Genomic DNA, 14,196 nt, shown 5'->3' with positions numbered 1-14,196 from the left:
AACTGGCACCGAGTCTACCCGCTTTCGGCTGCCAAACTGGTCTGCTTTCACGTAGAATGCCCGCGATTTTGTGACGCGAGCCGAGGAAAACGTGAGTCAAACATCCTTACATCATGCCCGATTGGACTGGAATGAAGCGGGAACTCCAGTCTCCAGTGAGTTCGGGGATGTGTACTTTTCCAATGATAACGGTCTAAGTGAAACCCGCTACGTCTTTTTGCAGCAAAATCGGCTGCCAGCGCGATTTTCGCACCACGATAGTGACATTTTCGTGATAGGTGAGACAGGTTTCGGCACAGGTCTTAACTTTCTGGCGACAATGGCCGCCTTTCTGGAACAGGCGCCCCAAACCGGCAACGGTTCCCGGCTGCACTTCATCAGTTTCGAAAAGTACCCGCTCACCCAGGCCGATCTGCGCAAGGCGCTGGCGGCCTGGCCCGAGCTTGCCCACCTGAGCCAGGATCTGATTGCCCAGTGGCCGCTGCCGGTCAGCGGCTGTCATCGCCTCATCTTTGCCGACGGCCGCATCCGGCTCGATCTCTGGCTTGGCGACATCAAGGAGATGCTGCCCCAGGTGCCCCACCCGGCAACGGGGCTGGTGGATGCTTGGTATCTGGATGGCTTCTCGCCGGCCAAGAACCCCGAAATGTGGACCCAGGATCTGTTCGACGGGCTGGCCCGTCTCGCCCGCCCCCAGGCGACCATCGCCACCTTTACCTGCGCCGGCTTCGTGCGCCGCGGCCTGATTGCCGCCGGCTTTGCCATGCAGAAAGTGAAAGGGCACGGCAGCAAGCGGGAGATGCTGGCGGGCGAGCGCGCAGACAAACTGCCGCAGCAGACCATAGCCCCCTGCTATGCCCGTCCGGCCGGGCGGGAGGGAGAAGTGCTGATCATCGGCGGTGGCATCGCCTCGGCCATGACGGCGCTCTCGCTGGTGGAGCGGGGCCGCAAGGTCACCCTCTTGTGCCAGGATGATGAGCCGGCCGGCGGCGCCTCCGGCAATCGCCAGGGGGCGCTCTATCCGCTGCTCAACGGTGAGCACGATGCCCTGTCGCGCTTCTATTCGCTGGCCTTCGGCTTTGCCAGAAGTCGACTGCTGGCCCTGGCCGAGCGCCACCCCGTCGCCTTTTCCCTGTGTGGCGTCACCCAGCTCGGTTATGACGACAAGTCCGCCGCCAAGCTGACCAAGATGGCGCAAGGCCCCTTCCCGCCCGAGCTGATGCACCCGCTTTCCGAGCCAGAGGTCGATCAGGTGGTCGGCCTGCCCTGCGGCCACGGCGGCGTCAGCTATCCGCAGGGGGGCTGGCTCTGCCCGGCCGATCTCACCCGCGCCGCCATCCAGGAGGCGCAAGCCGGCGGGCTGCTTGAGGTGCTCTTCAATACCCGGGTCGCTACCGTGACCGAACAGGCGGATGGCTGGCAAGTCGAAAGCTGTGACGGTCGCCGCTGGCAGAGCCCCACCCTGGTGGTGGCCGCCGGACACCAGTTACCGGCGCTCATCCCCTTTGCCGAGTTGCCGCTCTATCCGGTGCGCGGCCAGGTGAGCCATGTGCCCACCTCCGCCAGCCTGAGCCGGCTCAATACCGTGCTCTGTTATGACGGCTACCTCACCCCAGCCAACGAAGGCCAACACTGCATCGGCGCCAGCTATGGCCGCAACCAGACCGAGCTCGCGTTTCGCGCCGAGGAGCAGACCCAGAACCAGGCGCGCCTACAGGCCTGCCTGCCGCAGCAGCGCTGGCCTGCCGAGGTGGACGTGAGCGGCAACCAGGCCCGGGTCCGCGTGCGCAGTGCCAGCCGGGATCATCTGCCGGTGGCGGGGCCGGTCGCCAGACTGGCGGCGCTGGCGGATCACAATCTGAAGGCGCCCGTTGATCAGCAGAGTCCATTGCCCCTCTACCCCGGTCTCTATGTGCTGGGGGCGCTCGGCTCACGGGGTCTCTGCTCGGCCCCCCTCTGCGGCGAGCTGCTCGCCAGCGAGATCTGCGGCGATCCGCTGCCGCTGGCCGCCGATCTGCTGGAGGCGCTCCATCCGGCCCGCTACTGGGTACGCAAGCTGCTCAAGGGCAAGCCGTTGCAGTAAGCCTCAGATGCTCAGCTCAAGTGCTCGGCAAGGCGCAACAACAAAACGGGCTCCCCAAGGGAGCCCGTTTTTCATGGATGGTATGTGGCGTCAGATGCCCTTAGGCCAGTTGAGCCCCAGCTTGCGGCCATGGTCGGTCTGCTGCTGCAACTGGGCAAAACGCTCGCGCAAGCTGGCCAGCCCCCCCTGCCCGCGCTGCCAGGCCTGATACTGCAGGGCGGCGCAGTCACGCTCCACCGGCAGTTGGGCCAACTGGATGCCGAGCTGGCTCACGCTCTCCAGCAAGATGTCCTTGTGGCGGCTCTCGTAATCGAACATGGCGGCCACCAGCTTGTCCCACTTCTGGCGCTCGGCGACGGAGGCCTTGGCCTTGTCCATCCAGTTCGGCACCATCACCTTGATGCGGGTGGTGACCTTGACCTGCTCCAGCTCGCAGCGCTGCGCCCCGGGGCTGGTCTGCAACTGCCAGGAGAGTTGATAGCTGGCCATGCCGATGTGGCCATTGGCCCGGGCTGTGCCCGCATTGGTCATCTGGCGGGCCAGGCTCGCCACATCCGGTCCGGAAACCCGATAAAACTGGAAGTCTACCTTGATGTCAGGCACCGCCTTGATGCCGGTGTAATGGGAACTCTCGGCCCCTGCGGTGGCGGCGAACAACATCAGTGCCACCATGAAAAGTTTGCTGACCATTCCCATCTCTGCTGCCTTGACCTCGTTGCTGGCGGGGTTGTTATTTTAATTAATAATCAACGCATTAATATTCAAAGCAGGAGATTAACCGCGATCCCCGCGACTGTCACCTACTCCCGTCACAAAGCCTAAGTGTCAGCTTGACAAGTCGCAACCCCGCGCCCGTATTGATTTGCAAGCGAGATCACAAGTGATGCGCTACATCATGGTGGGTTACCCCTTATTAGATAATAATCGCCGAGTTTTATGTCGATGCATTTCGGGATTGGCCAGATTAACCTCCAAGTTGACGCCAATAATGCATCCACTCCCATTCGTACTCAGGAACTCACTCTATGATGGAACTCCTTATTGGTACCCTGGTCACCCTTGCCGTGGGCCGCTACATATTCAAGGGCTACTCGGCCACCGGGGTGCTGCTCAGCGGCGGCCTGCTGCTGCTGGCGATCACCGCCCTGATGGGCAAGGCGGTGCTGCCCGCCAGCGTCACTTCCACCGGCCACGTTGCCACCGACGTGTTCGAATACGTGCGCTTCCTGCTGGTTGACCGGGGCGGCGGCCTTGGCATGCTGATCATGGTGCTGTGCGGCTTCGCCGGCTACATGAGCCACATCGGGGCCAATACCATTTTGGTGAAGCTTGCGAGCAAGCCGCTCGGCGTCATCAAGTCCCCCTACATCCTGCTGGTGGCCGCCTACCTGGTGGCCTGCGCCATGTCGCTGGCGGTGAGCTCAGCCACCGGCCTGGGCGTCCTCTTGATGGCCACCCTGTTCCCGCTGATGGTCAACATGGGGATCTCCCGCGGCGCCGCGGCGGCGGTGTGCGCCTCGCCGGCGGCCATCATCCTGGCCCCCACCTCGGGGGACGTGGTGATGGCCGCCCAGGCCGCCAACATGGAGCTCATCGAATTTGCCTTCAAGCTGACCCTGCCCATCTCGCTGGTGGCCATCGCCGCCATGGCGGTGACCCACTTCTTCTGGCAACGCTATCTGGATCAGAAGGCCGGCGAGCACAATGCCGCCGTCGCCCCGAGCGATCTCATCACCGACGCGCCCGGTTTCTACGCCATCCTGCCCTTCACCCCCATCATCGGGGTGCTGCTGTTTGACGGCAAACTGGGGCCCAAGCTCGACATCGTCACCATCATCGTCATCTGCCTGGTGCTGGCCGCCCTGCTGGAGCTGGTACGCAAGCGCAACGGCAAAGAGCTGCTGGACGGGTTGCAGGTGTGCTGGCGCAGCATGGCTGACGCCTTCGCCGGCGTGGTGATGCTGTTGGTGGGGGCCGGGGTGTTTGCCCAGGGCCTGATGGGGCTCGGCTTCATCGCCAACCTCCTGGATCTTGCCCAGAGCTTTGGTACCGGCGGCATCGTCATCATGCTGGTGCTGGTGGTCATCACCACCCTGGCCGCCTTTACCACGGGCTCCGGCAACGCCCCCTTCTACGCCTTCGTGGAGCTTATTCCCCATCTGGCCACCAGCCTCGGCGTCAACCCGGCCTATCTGGTGATCCCCATGCTGCAGGCCTCCAACCTCGGCCGCACCATCTCGCCGGTGTCCGGGGTGGTGGTCGCCTGTGCGGGGATGGGCAACCTCTCTCCGTTCGAGGTGGTTAAACGTACCTCGCTGCCGGTGGCCGTTGGCCTGCTGGTGGTGATCCTCGCCACCCAGATCATGGTGCCCGCCTGACGTGGCCGGGGCTCCCTGAGCGGATGCCCCGCCTCTCCCCGCTCTGCCAGCCCGGTCTACCGCCGGGCTGGTATCTCCCCCCGCCATTGGAGTAGACTCGGTGCTCTTTTTTCTCTAAGGAGGACCGAGATGAGTATTACGGTTCAACTTGCCCATTTCAGTGACTGCCACTCCCATTTCGACGGCGCCCCCATGCGCTTCGCCCCCGCAGGTGAGTCCGAGTGGCGCACCCAGTGCGGCGGCTATGCCCGTATCCTGACCCGGCTCAACGCCCTGCGCCGGCAGGCGGACGAGGCGGGCCAGTCCTGCCTGTTTCTGCACGGTGGCGACACCTTCCAGGGCTCGCTCTATTTCAACCGCTTCAAGGGGCGGGCCAACGCCGATCTGCTGAGCCTGTTGCGACCGGACGCCATGGTGATCGGCAATCACGAATTCGATCTGGGCAACGGTCCTCTGGTGGAGTTTTTGCGCCAGCTCGATTTTCCGGTGCTGGCCGCCAACCTCGACAGCAGCCAGGAGCCGGCCAATACCCCACTCCCCTTGCGCGGCCTGCCCAATCTGCACGATGCCAGCCGTCCCTGGCAGCGGCGCCTGCTCGGCGGCGTGCCCTTCGCCCTGCTTGGCATCACCTTGCCGCAGATGGCCGCCATCGCCAACCCGGATGGCCACACCCGCTTCCACGGCATCGAGCAGACCCTGCAAGCCGCGCTGGCAGAGATCAAGGCCGCCGGCATTCAGCACATCATCCTGCTCAGCCACCTGGGGCTCGAGCAGGACAAACGGCTGGCCGAGCGTTTCCCCGAGCTCAGCCTCATCATCGGCGGCCACACCCACAGCCTGCTGGGGGAGCTGGCGCCGCTCGGGCTCGACAGCGAAGGCAGCTACCCGCTGATGATAAACGGGGTGGCCGTCCTACACGCCGCCCACAGCGCCCTCTGCCTCGGGGTGTGCGAGCTGACCTTTGACCAGCGCGGCCGGGTAGCGCGCAGCCGCGGCCAGCTGGAGTGGCTGCCCTGGCAGCCCTGGCCCTTTGCCGGCAATCCGCCGGCCGGGCTCACCTTCTGCGACCCCGACCCCGAACTGGAACAGCATCTGGCCAGGCGCTACCGGCCCGAGCTGGAGACCATGACCCAGCGCATCGTGACCCGCCTTGACGAGCCGCTGCACCACCAGCGGCTGCCTGATGCCAACCTGCCGGCCGGCAGCCAGGTCGCCCCCCTGGTGGCGAGCGCCATGCTGGCCAGCGCCCGCGAGCAGGTCGGTCAGGTGGACTTCGCCCTGCACAACGCCGGCGGAGTGCGCTGCTCCCTCGAACCCGGGCCGCTCAGCGAAGCGGACATCGCCGGCCGCCTGCTGCCCTTCGCCATCCCGCTCACCCTCTATCGGGTGCACGGCCATGAGCTGGCCGAGGCACTGGAGGAGGCCATCGACAACGCCACCAACAACGGGGTGACGGGCAATGGCAGCGGCAGCTTCCCCTACACCGCCGGAGTGCGCTTCTGTTATCAGGCGGATCAGCCCAAGGGGCGCCGGATCACCCGGCTGGAGTGGGAGCGTGCGCCTGATGAGTGGCAAGCGGTCGACGCCGACGCCGTCTATCGGGGGGTCTCCAGCGCCTACACCGCCTCCGGCAAGGAGGGCTACACAGCGCTGGCCCGCACCCTGACGCAGCACAATCAGGAACTCGGCATCACCCTGGCGGATGCCTTCATTCGCTGGGCCCGCTATCTGCCGGCGCTCACCGCCATGCCGGCGCGGGTGGAGTATCAGGGGCCGACCACCGGCTGATCCCCCGCCAGCCGGGGCGAAAGTCGGACTCGGCTTCGCCCTTTGTCCCCGTACACCATAAAACGTGCCGCTTTCTTGTCGTAAAGCGGCACTTTTGCAAATTATTTCAAGCACATTCCCCTGGCCCATTGCATCGTGTGGTCAGGCTCGGCAAGATAGGCCCGCTTTCGAGACTTCCCAGCAGGAACAGGTCACCCATGAATCATGCCATCCGTTTTACTCCTCCTCGCGTCAATCCGGGCCTGCGGCCGCTGGTGATCCTGCTCACCGGTTTGCTGGCCTTGCTGTTCTGCCTGCGCAACCCGCTGTTCCACGGCATGGCGCCGGGCTTCGACGCCTCGCTGTTTGCCGTGATGGGCAAGATGTGGAGCGAGGGGGGCGTGCTCTATCGGGACATGATCGACATCAAGGGCCCCATGATCTTCGCCCTCGACGCCTTCGGCTACGGCCTCGGCGGCTTCTTCGGGATCTGGTTGCTGGAATGGGCGCTCTGCTGGCTGGGGCTGATGGCCAGCTGGCAGGCCTTCGGCCAGCTCGGCCTCTCATTGCGGGCCCGGCTCGGCAGCATGCTGGCGGTGCTGGCGCTCTACGGCACCCGCTACTACTACGGCAACATGACCGAGGACTGGACCTTCCATTTGGCCCTCATCGCCCAGTGGGCCTTCATCACCATGCTGCTGGACAAGCGCTGCAGCTGGGGACCGGCGCTGGTGGCCGCGCTCACCTTTGCCATCGTCGCCTGGATGCGCACCAACAACGGCGCCTTCTGGGGTGCCTGGTATCTGGTGCTGTTCTGCCACTGGTGCCTGCGCGAGCAGTGGCGCTGCGCCCTCTCCCTGCTCTGCTCCAGCCTGCTGGGGCTGGCGCTCGTCGGCGGTCCGCTGCTGGCCTATTTCCAGCACCACAACCTGCTGGCCGAATTCAAATACTACGCCTTCGACATCTTCTTCGAGGGGAGCTACGGCAACGGCTTCTCGCCGGATGTGGGCAGCGTCGGCCTGCTGCGTACCGGCCTCATCATGCTGCTGCCCGCCTTCATCGTGCTGATGATGAGCCGGCGTCAGGAGTGGTACCTGCCGGTGCTGTGCGCCACCCTGTTTGGGGTCATCTTCACCCTGATCGCCAACTCGGTATCCGGCCACGTGTTCGATCACTACGACGTGCTCTATCTGCAGCTGGCCCTGCTGCCGCTGGCCTGTCTGCTGGATCGCAGCGAACAGCAGGCCGATGCCCTCGGTCTGCTCTGCATCTCGCTGGTGGTGCTGACCGCCAGCTGGCTGCTGGCCCAGCAGCTCGGCTACGGCTGGAGCACCAAGGAGTGGTCGCTGGAACGGGTGCGTGAAGTGCTTGGCAACAGCCTGCTGTGGGCCCTGCCGGTGCTCATTCTGGTGCCCCTGTGGCGCGCCTGGGACGTGCGCAGTGCCACCCCCTGGCTCGCCTCGCTCGCCATGTTGGCCCTGATGCTCAACAACGCCTGGGAAGGCAGCCAGAAAGGCAGGCCCTTCAACCCGCCGGCCCAGGTACGGGTCGACCGGATCCTGGCCGAGACCACCCCCGCCGACAAGATCTGGGTGGATGGCATCCAGCCCCAATATTACCTCTGGACCGACCGCCAGCCGGCCTCCGCCTACCTCTTCTTTGCCAACGTCAACCCGCCCTATGACGTGCGCGAGCGGGTGCTGGCCGACCTCAAGCGCCAGAGCCCCAAGTTCATCATCGCCAAGCCGGATCGGGTGGTCGATGAGCTCAAGAAGCCAAGCTCCCCCTCCAGCCTCGCCTTCTATCAATACCTGGTGAGCCAGTATGAAGAGGTGGAGCCGGGTCTCTATCGCAGACGCTGAGCCCCCTTGAGCGAACAGGGCCGTCATCCCGCGTTGACGGCCTTTTCATTGCGGTGAGGCAGGCCCGGCCCGAAACGGTAGGCAAGCGGCGACGCGCTGACTACAATGGCGCTCTTTTGATGTATTGAGTAATGCAGACATGGCGGAACTGACCTATCTCGGTGGCTACCCCGAGCCCCTCAAGGCCCAGGTGCAACAGCTGATCGCGGCGGGCAAGCTGGGGGAAGTGCTGGCCAGGCGCTATCCTGAGACCCACCTCATCCAGAGCGACAAGGCGCTGCTCACCTACACCATGGAGCTGAAGAACCGCTACCTGAAAAGCTCGGCGCCGCTTTCCAAGGTGATCTTCGACGCCAAGATCAACGTGATCAAGGATGCTCTCGGCCTGCACACCTATGTGAGCCGGGTGCAGGGCAGCAAGCTCAAGGCCAAGAACGAGATCCGCATCGCCGCCCTGTTCAAGGAGGCCCACCCGGCCTTTCTGAAGATGATCGTGGTGCATGAGCTGGCCCACCTGAAAGAGAAGGATCACAACAAGAGCTTCTATCAGCTCTGTCAGCATATGGAGCCGGACTATCATCAACTGGAGTTTGATCTGAGGCTCTGGCTCACCTGGCGCGATCTCGAGCGTGCCGCACGCTGACCCATCGCAGGTTTCAAGGAGGAGACATGACCCCGTTGCGCCGACCACTTGCCCGCTGGTTGATGGCGGCACTCTTGCTGAGCCCTTCCCTCTCGGCGGCCGAACGCTGGCAGAGCGATGCCTATCTCACCGCAAGCTTCTTTGAGATCGCCATGAAGCGGGAGTATGGCCACGAACAGAACGTGCGCTTCTCCCGCTGGGAGCAGCCCATCCGGCTCAAGCTGGTCAACGAATTTGGCGACAAGGCGCTGCAAAGCGAGGTGGTCAGGGTGCAGAGCCAGCATCTGGCCGGCATCATAGGCCGCCCCATTACGCTGGTAGATGAGCGGCCCAACATCACCCTGATCATGACCGAGCGCGCCAAGATGGCGAGCTGGGCCAAGCGCACCATGGGGCAGGATGCCTCCGTCAAGACGGCGCTCAAGGAGGGGCTCTGCATGGCCAACTTCACCACCAATACCCGCCGCGAGATGGCCCGCGCCACCATCATCATTCCGGTGGATTACAGCCGGGCCAAGGGTCGCTTCCTCGACTGCGTGGTGGAGGAGCTCACTCAGGTGATGGGGCTGCCCAACGATTCGGACAAGGTGTTTCCCTCCATCTTCAACGACAACAGCATCGACAGCTTTCCGACCGGGCTCGATTACGTGCTGCTCAAGCTCGCCTATCACTCGGCCCTGCAGGCCGGCATGACGGCCAGCGAAGTGCGCGCCGCCCTTCCCATCGCCCTCAAGGCACTTCGGGCCAGCGGTGACATTGCCCAGGCCGATCAGCGGGTACAGGTCAACAGCCTCAAACGCTGGGCCGGGCTCTAACACTTGCTGCCTGTTCTGAGTTCTGAGTTTTGAGTTTTGAGTTTTGAGGATTAAGGATTAAGGGCAGAGAGCACGACAAGCACGGGCTCCATCCCGCGAAAACAAAAAACGCAGCCATGGCTGCGTTTTTTCTGTCTATCCAATTTTCATATGCTCGACGCCTGGCTCAGGAGGCTGCACTCTCCGGCATCCAGCTATCGGCGTTCTCCCACACCTCCTGCACCATGGCTTCCGCCAGCTCCTTATCCTCCTTGCTGGCCCGGCTGACGGTCAACGCCATGGCACTGCCAGGGGCGACGCGAACATGCAGGTCGGGGAACTTCTCGCCCAGCTGCTTGAGCAGCTCCTGGCGCAGCGCCTCCATGGTCGAGGTGGGCACCTGATGTTTCTTGTCGATGATGATTTCCAGACGCATAGGATACTTCTCCATGATTTTTACTGTATTTTTATACAGTAAAAATCAAAAGTAAAGAGGGCGCCAGCGGCTGACCAAAAACTCTTTCCTGCAAGACCTTCTCCCCTGATGCAATTGGCTGTCTATTCAAGCGGTCAACCGAGCAAACGGCGCAACGCGGCAACTTCATTCTCCTCGCTCAACCCTGATGCCGTGCAAAAAGTTGTTGATATTGATTCTCAACGGAGGCATGATTTTATTGTTATAACATAACATTAAATCACACAGAGCGAACCATCATGCGTCCAGACATTCACCCCGAGTACCGTCAGGTTCTGTTCCACGACCTGACCGCCAACACCTATTTTCTGGTGGGTTCCACCCTCAAGACCGATCGCACCAAGCTGTGGGAAGACGGCAATACCTACCCCTATGTAACACTGGATGTTTCCAGTGCGTCACACCCCTTCTATACCGGCAAGCAGAAGCAGGTCAGCAAGGAGGGTCAGGTCGCCCGCTTCGGCCAGCGTTTCGGTCAGTTCTTCAACAAAGGAAAAGCCCAGTCATGAAAGTCCTCTCCTCCCTCAAATCAGCCAAGTCGCGCCACCCCGATTGCCAGATCGTCCGCCGCCGCGGCAAGCTGTTCGTGATCTGCAAGAGCAACCCCAGGTTCAAGGCCCGTCAGCGCTGATCCGCGGCACAATAAAAACAAGGCCCTTCTGCGAGGGCCTTGTTTATCACTCCGGCATCACGCCGAATCTGCCGCTGTTGAAGTCATCGATGGCCTGCACTATCTCCTCATGGCTGTTCATCACGAAGGGGCCGTGCCCCACGATGGGCTCCTCGATGGGCTCGCCGCTCAGCAGCAACACAGTGGCGTCGCTGTTTGCCTCGATCAGCACCTGCTGTCCCACCCTCTCCAACACCACCATCTGCGCCTCCCGGGCGATGGCAGTGCCGTTGACCTGCACCGAACCCTTCAACACGATGAGCGCGCCGGTCCAGCCTTCGGGCAACTCGAGTGTGCTGATGCTGCCCTGTACCAGACGCAGATCCCAGACATACAACGGGCTGAAGGTATGGGCCGGGCCACGGACCCCCTCAAACTCGCCGGCGATCACCCGTACCGACCCCGCGTCGTCGGCAAGCGCCACCGTCGGAATGTCGCGCGCCAGGATGGGCTGGTAACCGGGCGGCGTCATCTTGTGCCGGCTCGGCAGATTCACCCACAGCTGCACCATCTCGAGCTCGCCGCCTGACTTGCTGAAGGCCGGGGCATGAAATTCCTCGTGCAAGATACCCGCGCCGGCGGTCATCCACTGCACGTCACCCGGGCCTATCACGCCGCCCCGACCGGTCGAATCCCGATGCGCCACTTCGCCCTTGTAGACGATGGTTACCGTCTCGAAACCGCGATGGGGATGTTCACCCACCCCGCGCGGCCGGCTGGTCGGCGTAAAGTTGGCCGGGCCGGCATAGTCGAGCAGCAGGAAGGGGCTCAACTGCTTGCCGTGACTGCTGTAGGAGAAGAGAGAGCGTACGGGAAAGCCGTCGCCCACCCAGTGAGGACGGGGTGCGCTGTAAACGCCGAGGATCTTTTTCATCTGTCGCTCCTGACATATCCGGTGGAATTGAGCACTGGAGACAGCATAGTTTCGAGACGAACAGGTGGGCAGACTGCTAAATTGGGCATCAGCGTCCTATTTTTGGAACGATGAGAGCGCCCTATGCAGGATCTGAACGATCTCTACTACTTCGTCCAGGTGGTGGATCACGGCGGCTTTGCCCCCGCTGGCCGCGCCATCGGCATGCCCAAATCCCGCCTCAGCCGCCGGATAGCACAGCTTGAAGAGCGGCTCGGCGTGCGGCTGCTCCAGCGCTCGACCCGCCAGTTTGCGGTGACCGAGCTGGGCCGTACCTATTACGAACACTGCAAGGGGATGCTGGTGGAGGCCGAGGCGGCGCAGGCTGCCATCGAGATGACCCGAACCGAGCCCTGTGGTCTCATCCGCATGAGCTGCCCCATCGCCCTGCTGCACACCCATATCGGCCCCATGCTGGCGGATTTCATGGCCCGTCACCCGCAGATCAGGATCGAGCTGGAGGGGACCAATCGGCGGGTCGACCCCATCGCCGAAGGAGTCGATGTGGCGATCCGGGTCAGACCGCCACCGCTGCAGGACAGCGAACTGGTGATCCGGACACTGGCGCAGCGTCGCCAGTGCCTGGTGGCCAGCCCGGCACTGATAGCACAACGGAGCTTGCCTGCCGCGCCGGCGGATCTGCACGGCTGGCCCAGCATGGGGCTGGGAGCGCCACGGCAGCACTATATCTGGTCGCTGTTCGGGCCGCAGGGGGCCCATGTCGAGCTCGCCCACCAACCCCGTTTCGTCACCACCGACATGGTGGCCCTGCGCAGTGCCGCTCTGGCCGGTATCGGCGTGGTGCAGTTGCCGCTGTTGATGGTGCGGGAGCAGCTCGATGCCGGCACCCTGATCAAGGTGGTGCTAGCCTGGGAGCCAAAGCCCGAACTCATCCACGCCGTGTTCCCCTCCCGGCGCGGCCTGCTCCCCTCTGTACGGGCGCTGATCGACTATCTGGTGGCTCGATTCGCCGCCATCGACGAGGAGTAACCTGCCGTGCCCGGCCGCCATCGACGAGGAGTAACCTGCCGTGCCCGGCCGCGATCGCCAGGCTGGGCATCCATCCTCGATGTCCGGCACACTGGCGGACGCGGCCAGAGGAAGCCGTTGAGACATGCCTTTGTCTTAGAAGATCATGGCGTTGCTCATCTCACCGGGCTGGCCAACCTGCCGCGGCCAATAAAGCGCCAACCACGACGACTGCCCTTCGCTCTGCCTGCGCTATGGTTTACCATGCAGGCAACCGAGGTGCATGGCACCCCCACCCAGGCGCCAGGCGCCGCCGTCATCGGATATCCCTCTCGAGCAACATGAGCAAAACAGCACACGCCAGCAGCGAGCCAACTTTTTTCTTCCACGTTTTGCAATATGTGTTTTTTAATGAACTGATTTATAAAGGTTTATGGTTCTTACGCTGATGAGCGCGGTACACAATTGGGACATGATGAAATTTGAGGACCATTGCTACAGATAGTAACGGTGTTCGTTTGAGCAACTGAACAGCCAGGACTTCATCCACTTTGGCCGCAAAAAACAAGTAAGGCCAGTCCAGCTGTTTCATGTGTGAAACACAACATGCAGAAGTTCGTGATCATAAACTGCAGAAGTTCAATTTACAGTTATATTTCAATACCTTGAAATAACATTCAAACAGCCTAATCAGCACCCAGCTGACTTATTCATGTAGAAAGCCCCGGCCAGCAAACCATAGACCCCCCTTACTCGCTCATCCCGACCCAACAGCACGCCGAGCAATACTTCGCCGCTTTCCAAGGCGTCACCATGCCAGAAGGCACTGTTGCAAATAGTCGGTGGTGATAAACTTATCATCCCCTTTTGCTGATGGAGCTGCACATGAACCCATTCAAAGGCCGGCATTTTCAGCGTGACATCATTCTGTGGGCCGTACGCTGGTACTGCAAATACGGCATCAGTTACCGTGAGCTGCAGGAGATGCTGGCTGAACGCGGAGTGAATGTCGATCACTCCACGATTTACCGCTGGGTTCAGCGTTATGCGCCTGAAATGGAAAAACGGCTGCGCTGGTACTGGCGTAACCCTTCCGATCTTTGCCCGTGGCACATGGATGAAACCTACGTGAAGGTCAATGGCCGCTGGGCGTATCTGTACCGGGCCGTCGACAGCCGGGGCCGCACTGTCGATTTTTATCTCTCCTCCCGTCGTAACAGCAAAGCTGCATACCGGTTTCTGGGTAAAATCCTCAACAACGTGAAGAAGTGGCAGATCCCGCGATTCATCAACACGGATAAAGCGCCCGCCTATGGTCGCGCGCTTGCTCTGCTCAAACGCGAAGGCCGGTGCCCGTCTGACGTTGAACACCGACAGATTAAGTACCGGAACAACGTGATTGAATGCGATCATGGCAAACTGAAACGGATAATCGGCGCCACGCTGGGATTTAAATCCATGAAGACGGCTTACGCCACCATCAAAGGTATTGAGGTGATGCGTGCACTACGCAAAGGCCAGGCCTCAGCATTTTATTATGGTGATCCCCTGGGCGAAATGCGCCTGGTAAGCAGAGTTTTTGAAATGTAAGGCCTTTGAATAAGACAAAAGGCTGCCTCATCGCTAACTTTGCAACAGTGCC

General features: G+C 62.1%; 13 protein-coding genes. 10 read left to right on the top strand and 3 right to left on the bottom strand.

The window, feature by feature from the left end:
- Positions 1-70 precede the first annotated feature (70 nt).
- Positions 71-2,083 (top strand): bifunctional tRNA (5-methylaminomethyl-2-thiouridine)(34)-methyltransferase MnmD/FAD-dependent 5-carboxymethylaminomethyl-2-thiouridine(34) oxidoreductase MnmC, encoded by a 2,013-nt coding sequence (gene mnmC, locus AB5Y81_RS20170; RefSeq protein ID WP_279484443.1) that lies wholly within the window; start codon positions 71-73, stop codon positions 2,081-2,083.
- 90 nt (positions 2,084-2,173) lie between these two features.
- Here mnmC and AB5Y81_RS20165 read toward each other — a convergent pair whose 3' ends face one another.
- Positions 2,174-2,773 (bottom strand): DUF922 domain-containing Zn-dependent protease, encoded by a 600-nt coding sequence (locus tag AB5Y81_RS20165; protein ID WP_017779966.1) that lies wholly within the window; start codon positions 2,771-2,773, stop codon positions 2,174-2,176.
- Between the two features lie 335 nt (positions 2,774-3,108).
- Here AB5Y81_RS20165 and dcuC point away from each other — a divergent pair, with 335 nt between their 5' ends.
- The 5 genes from dcuC (at position 3,109) to AB5Y81_RS20140 (ending at position 9,548) form a co-directional block, all read left to right on the top strand.
- A complete protein-coding gene (gene dcuC, locus AB5Y81_RS20160; protein ID WP_005300187.1) occupies positions 3,109-4,461 on the top strand; it encodes an anaerobic C4-dicarboxylate transporter DcuC in 1,353 nt (450 codons plus the stop codon).
- 129 nt (positions 4,462-4,590) lie between these two features.
- On the top strand, positions 4,591-6,249 hold the full coding sequence (locus AB5Y81_RS20155; RefSeq protein ID WP_279484444.1) for a bifunctional metallophosphatase/5'-nucleotidase: 1,659 nt from the start codon (positions 4,591-4,593) through the stop codon (positions 6,247-6,249).
- Between the two features lie 197 nt (positions 6,250-6,446).
- Positions 6,447-8,090 (top strand): hypothetical protein, encoded by a 1,644-nt coding sequence (locus tag AB5Y81_RS20150; protein WP_279484445.1) that lies wholly within the window; start codon positions 6,447-6,449, stop codon positions 8,088-8,090.
- 139 nt (positions 8,091-8,229) lie between these two features.
- Positions 8,230-8,733 carry a M48 family metallopeptidase gene (locus tag AB5Y81_RS20145; protein WP_279484446.1) on the top strand — a complete coding sequence of 168 codons (504 nt, stop codon included), beginning with the start codon at positions 8,230-8,232 and terminating at the stop codon, positions 8,731-8,733.
- A 26-nt stretch (positions 8,734-8,759) separates the two neighbouring features.
- Complete coding sequence (locus AB5Y81_RS20140) at positions 8,760-9,548, top strand: DUF2927 domain-containing protein (RefSeq protein WP_279484447.1); 789 nt, start codon at positions 8,760-8,762, stop codon at positions 9,546-9,548.
- 166 nt (positions 9,549-9,714) lie between these two features.
- Here the strand turns inward: AB5Y81_RS20140 and AB5Y81_RS20135 are convergent, their stop codons facing one another.
- A complete protein-coding gene (locus AB5Y81_RS20135; protein ID WP_117404324.1) occupies positions 9,715-9,963 on the bottom strand; it encodes a DinI family protein in 249 nt (82 codons plus the stop codon).
- 278 nt (positions 9,964-10,241) lie between these two features.
- Here AB5Y81_RS20135 and AB5Y81_RS20130 point away from each other — a divergent pair, with 278 nt between their 5' ends.
- Together AB5Y81_RS20130 and ykgO are read left to right on the top strand one after the other, a co-directional pair.
- A complete protein-coding gene (locus AB5Y81_RS20130; protein ID WP_010634187.1) occupies positions 10,242-10,511 on the top strand; it encodes a type B 50S ribosomal protein L31 in 270 nt (89 codons plus the stop codon).
- On the top strand, positions 10,508-10,633 hold the full coding sequence (gene ykgO, locus AB5Y81_RS20125; RefSeq protein WP_005300174.1) for a type B 50S ribosomal protein L36: 126 nt from the start codon (positions 10,508-10,510) through the stop codon (positions 10,631-10,633). The genes AB5Y81_RS20130 and ykgO overlap by 4 nt, the downstream gene beginning before the upstream one ends.
- Before the next feature lie 46 nt (positions 10,634-10,679).
- Here ykgO and AB5Y81_RS20120 read toward each other — a convergent pair whose 3' ends face one another.
- Positions 10,680-11,546: a pirin family protein gene (locus tag AB5Y81_RS20120; RefSeq protein ID WP_268038797.1), complete on the bottom strand. Its 867-nt coding sequence runs from the start codon at positions 11,544-11,546 to the stop codon at positions 10,680-10,682.
- Between the two features lie 123 nt (positions 11,547-11,669).
- Here AB5Y81_RS20120 and AB5Y81_RS20115 point away from each other — a divergent pair, with 123 nt between their 5' ends.
- Complete coding sequence (locus AB5Y81_RS20115) at positions 11,670-12,575, top strand: LysR family transcriptional regulator (RefSeq protein ID WP_279484448.1); 906 nt, start codon at positions 11,670-11,672, stop codon at positions 12,573-12,575.
- Positions 12,576-13,439: 864 nt separating this feature from the next.
- Complete coding sequence (locus AB5Y81_RS20110) at positions 13,440-14,144, top strand: IS6-like element IS26 family transposase (protein ID WP_001067855.1); 705 nt, start codon at positions 13,440-13,442, stop codon at positions 14,142-14,144.
- The last annotated feature ends 52 nt before the right edge of the window (positions 14,145-14,196 follow it).

This window comes from Aeromonas sp. s2 (genome assembly GCF_040907935.1).
GTDB classification, from domain to species: domain Bacteria; phylum Pseudomonadota; class Gammaproteobacteria; order Enterobacterales; family Aeromonadaceae; genus Aeromonas; species Aeromonas dhakensis.
Note: the sequence above shows the minus strand (reverse complement) of the source record. Positions and strands in the feature narration are given on the sequence as shown.

What these genes read in the sequence shown, in the direction of transcription:
- AB5Y81_RS20165 (WP_017779966.1), bottom strand. Translation starts at nt 2,773, where the DNA reads ATGGTCAGCAAACTTTTCATGGTGGCACTGATGTTGTTCGCCGCCACC.
- dcuC (WP_005300187.1), top strand. Translation starts at nt 3,109, where the DNA reads ATGATGGAACTCCTTATTGGTACCCTGGTCACCCTTGCCGTGGGCCGC.
- AB5Y81_RS20155 (WP_279484444.1), top strand. Translation starts at nt 4,591, where the DNA reads ATGAGTATTACGGTTCAACTTGCCCATTTCAGTGACTGCCACTCCCAT.
- AB5Y81_RS20150 (WP_279484445.1), top strand. Translation starts at nt 6,447, where the DNA reads ATGAATCATGCCATCCGTTTTACTCCTCCTCGCGTCAATCCGGGCCTG.
- AB5Y81_RS20145 (WP_279484446.1), top strand. Translation starts at nt 8,230, where the DNA reads ATGGCGGAACTGACCTATCTCGGTGGCTACCCCGAGCCCCTCAAGGCC.
- AB5Y81_RS20140 (WP_279484447.1), top strand. Translation starts at nt 8,760, where the DNA reads ATGACCCCGTTGCGCCGACCACTTGCCCGCTGGTTGATGGCGGCACTC.
- AB5Y81_RS20135 (WP_117404324.1), bottom strand. Translation starts at nt 9,963, where the DNA reads ATGCGTCTGGAAATCATCATCGACAAGAAACATCAGGTGCCCACCTCG.
- AB5Y81_RS20130 (WP_010634187.1), top strand. Translation starts at nt 10,242, where the DNA reads ATGCGTCCAGACATTCACCCCGAGTACCGTCAGGTTCTGTTCCACGAC.
- ykgO (WP_005300174.1), top strand. Translation starts at nt 10,508, where the DNA reads ATGAAAGTCCTCTCCTCCCTCAAATCAGCCAAGTCGCGCCACCCCGAT.
- AB5Y81_RS20120 (WP_268038797.1), bottom strand. Translation starts at nt 11,546, where the DNA reads ATGAAAAAGATCCTCGGCGTTTACAGCGCACCCCGTCCTCACTGGGTG.
- AB5Y81_RS20115 (WP_279484448.1), top strand. Translation starts at nt 11,670, where the DNA reads ATGCAGGATCTGAACGATCTCTACTACTTCGTCCAGGTGGTGGATCAC.
- AB5Y81_RS20110 (WP_001067855.1), top strand. Translation starts at nt 13,440, where the DNA reads ATGAACCCATTCAAAGGCCGGCATTTTCAGCGTGACATCATTCTGTGG.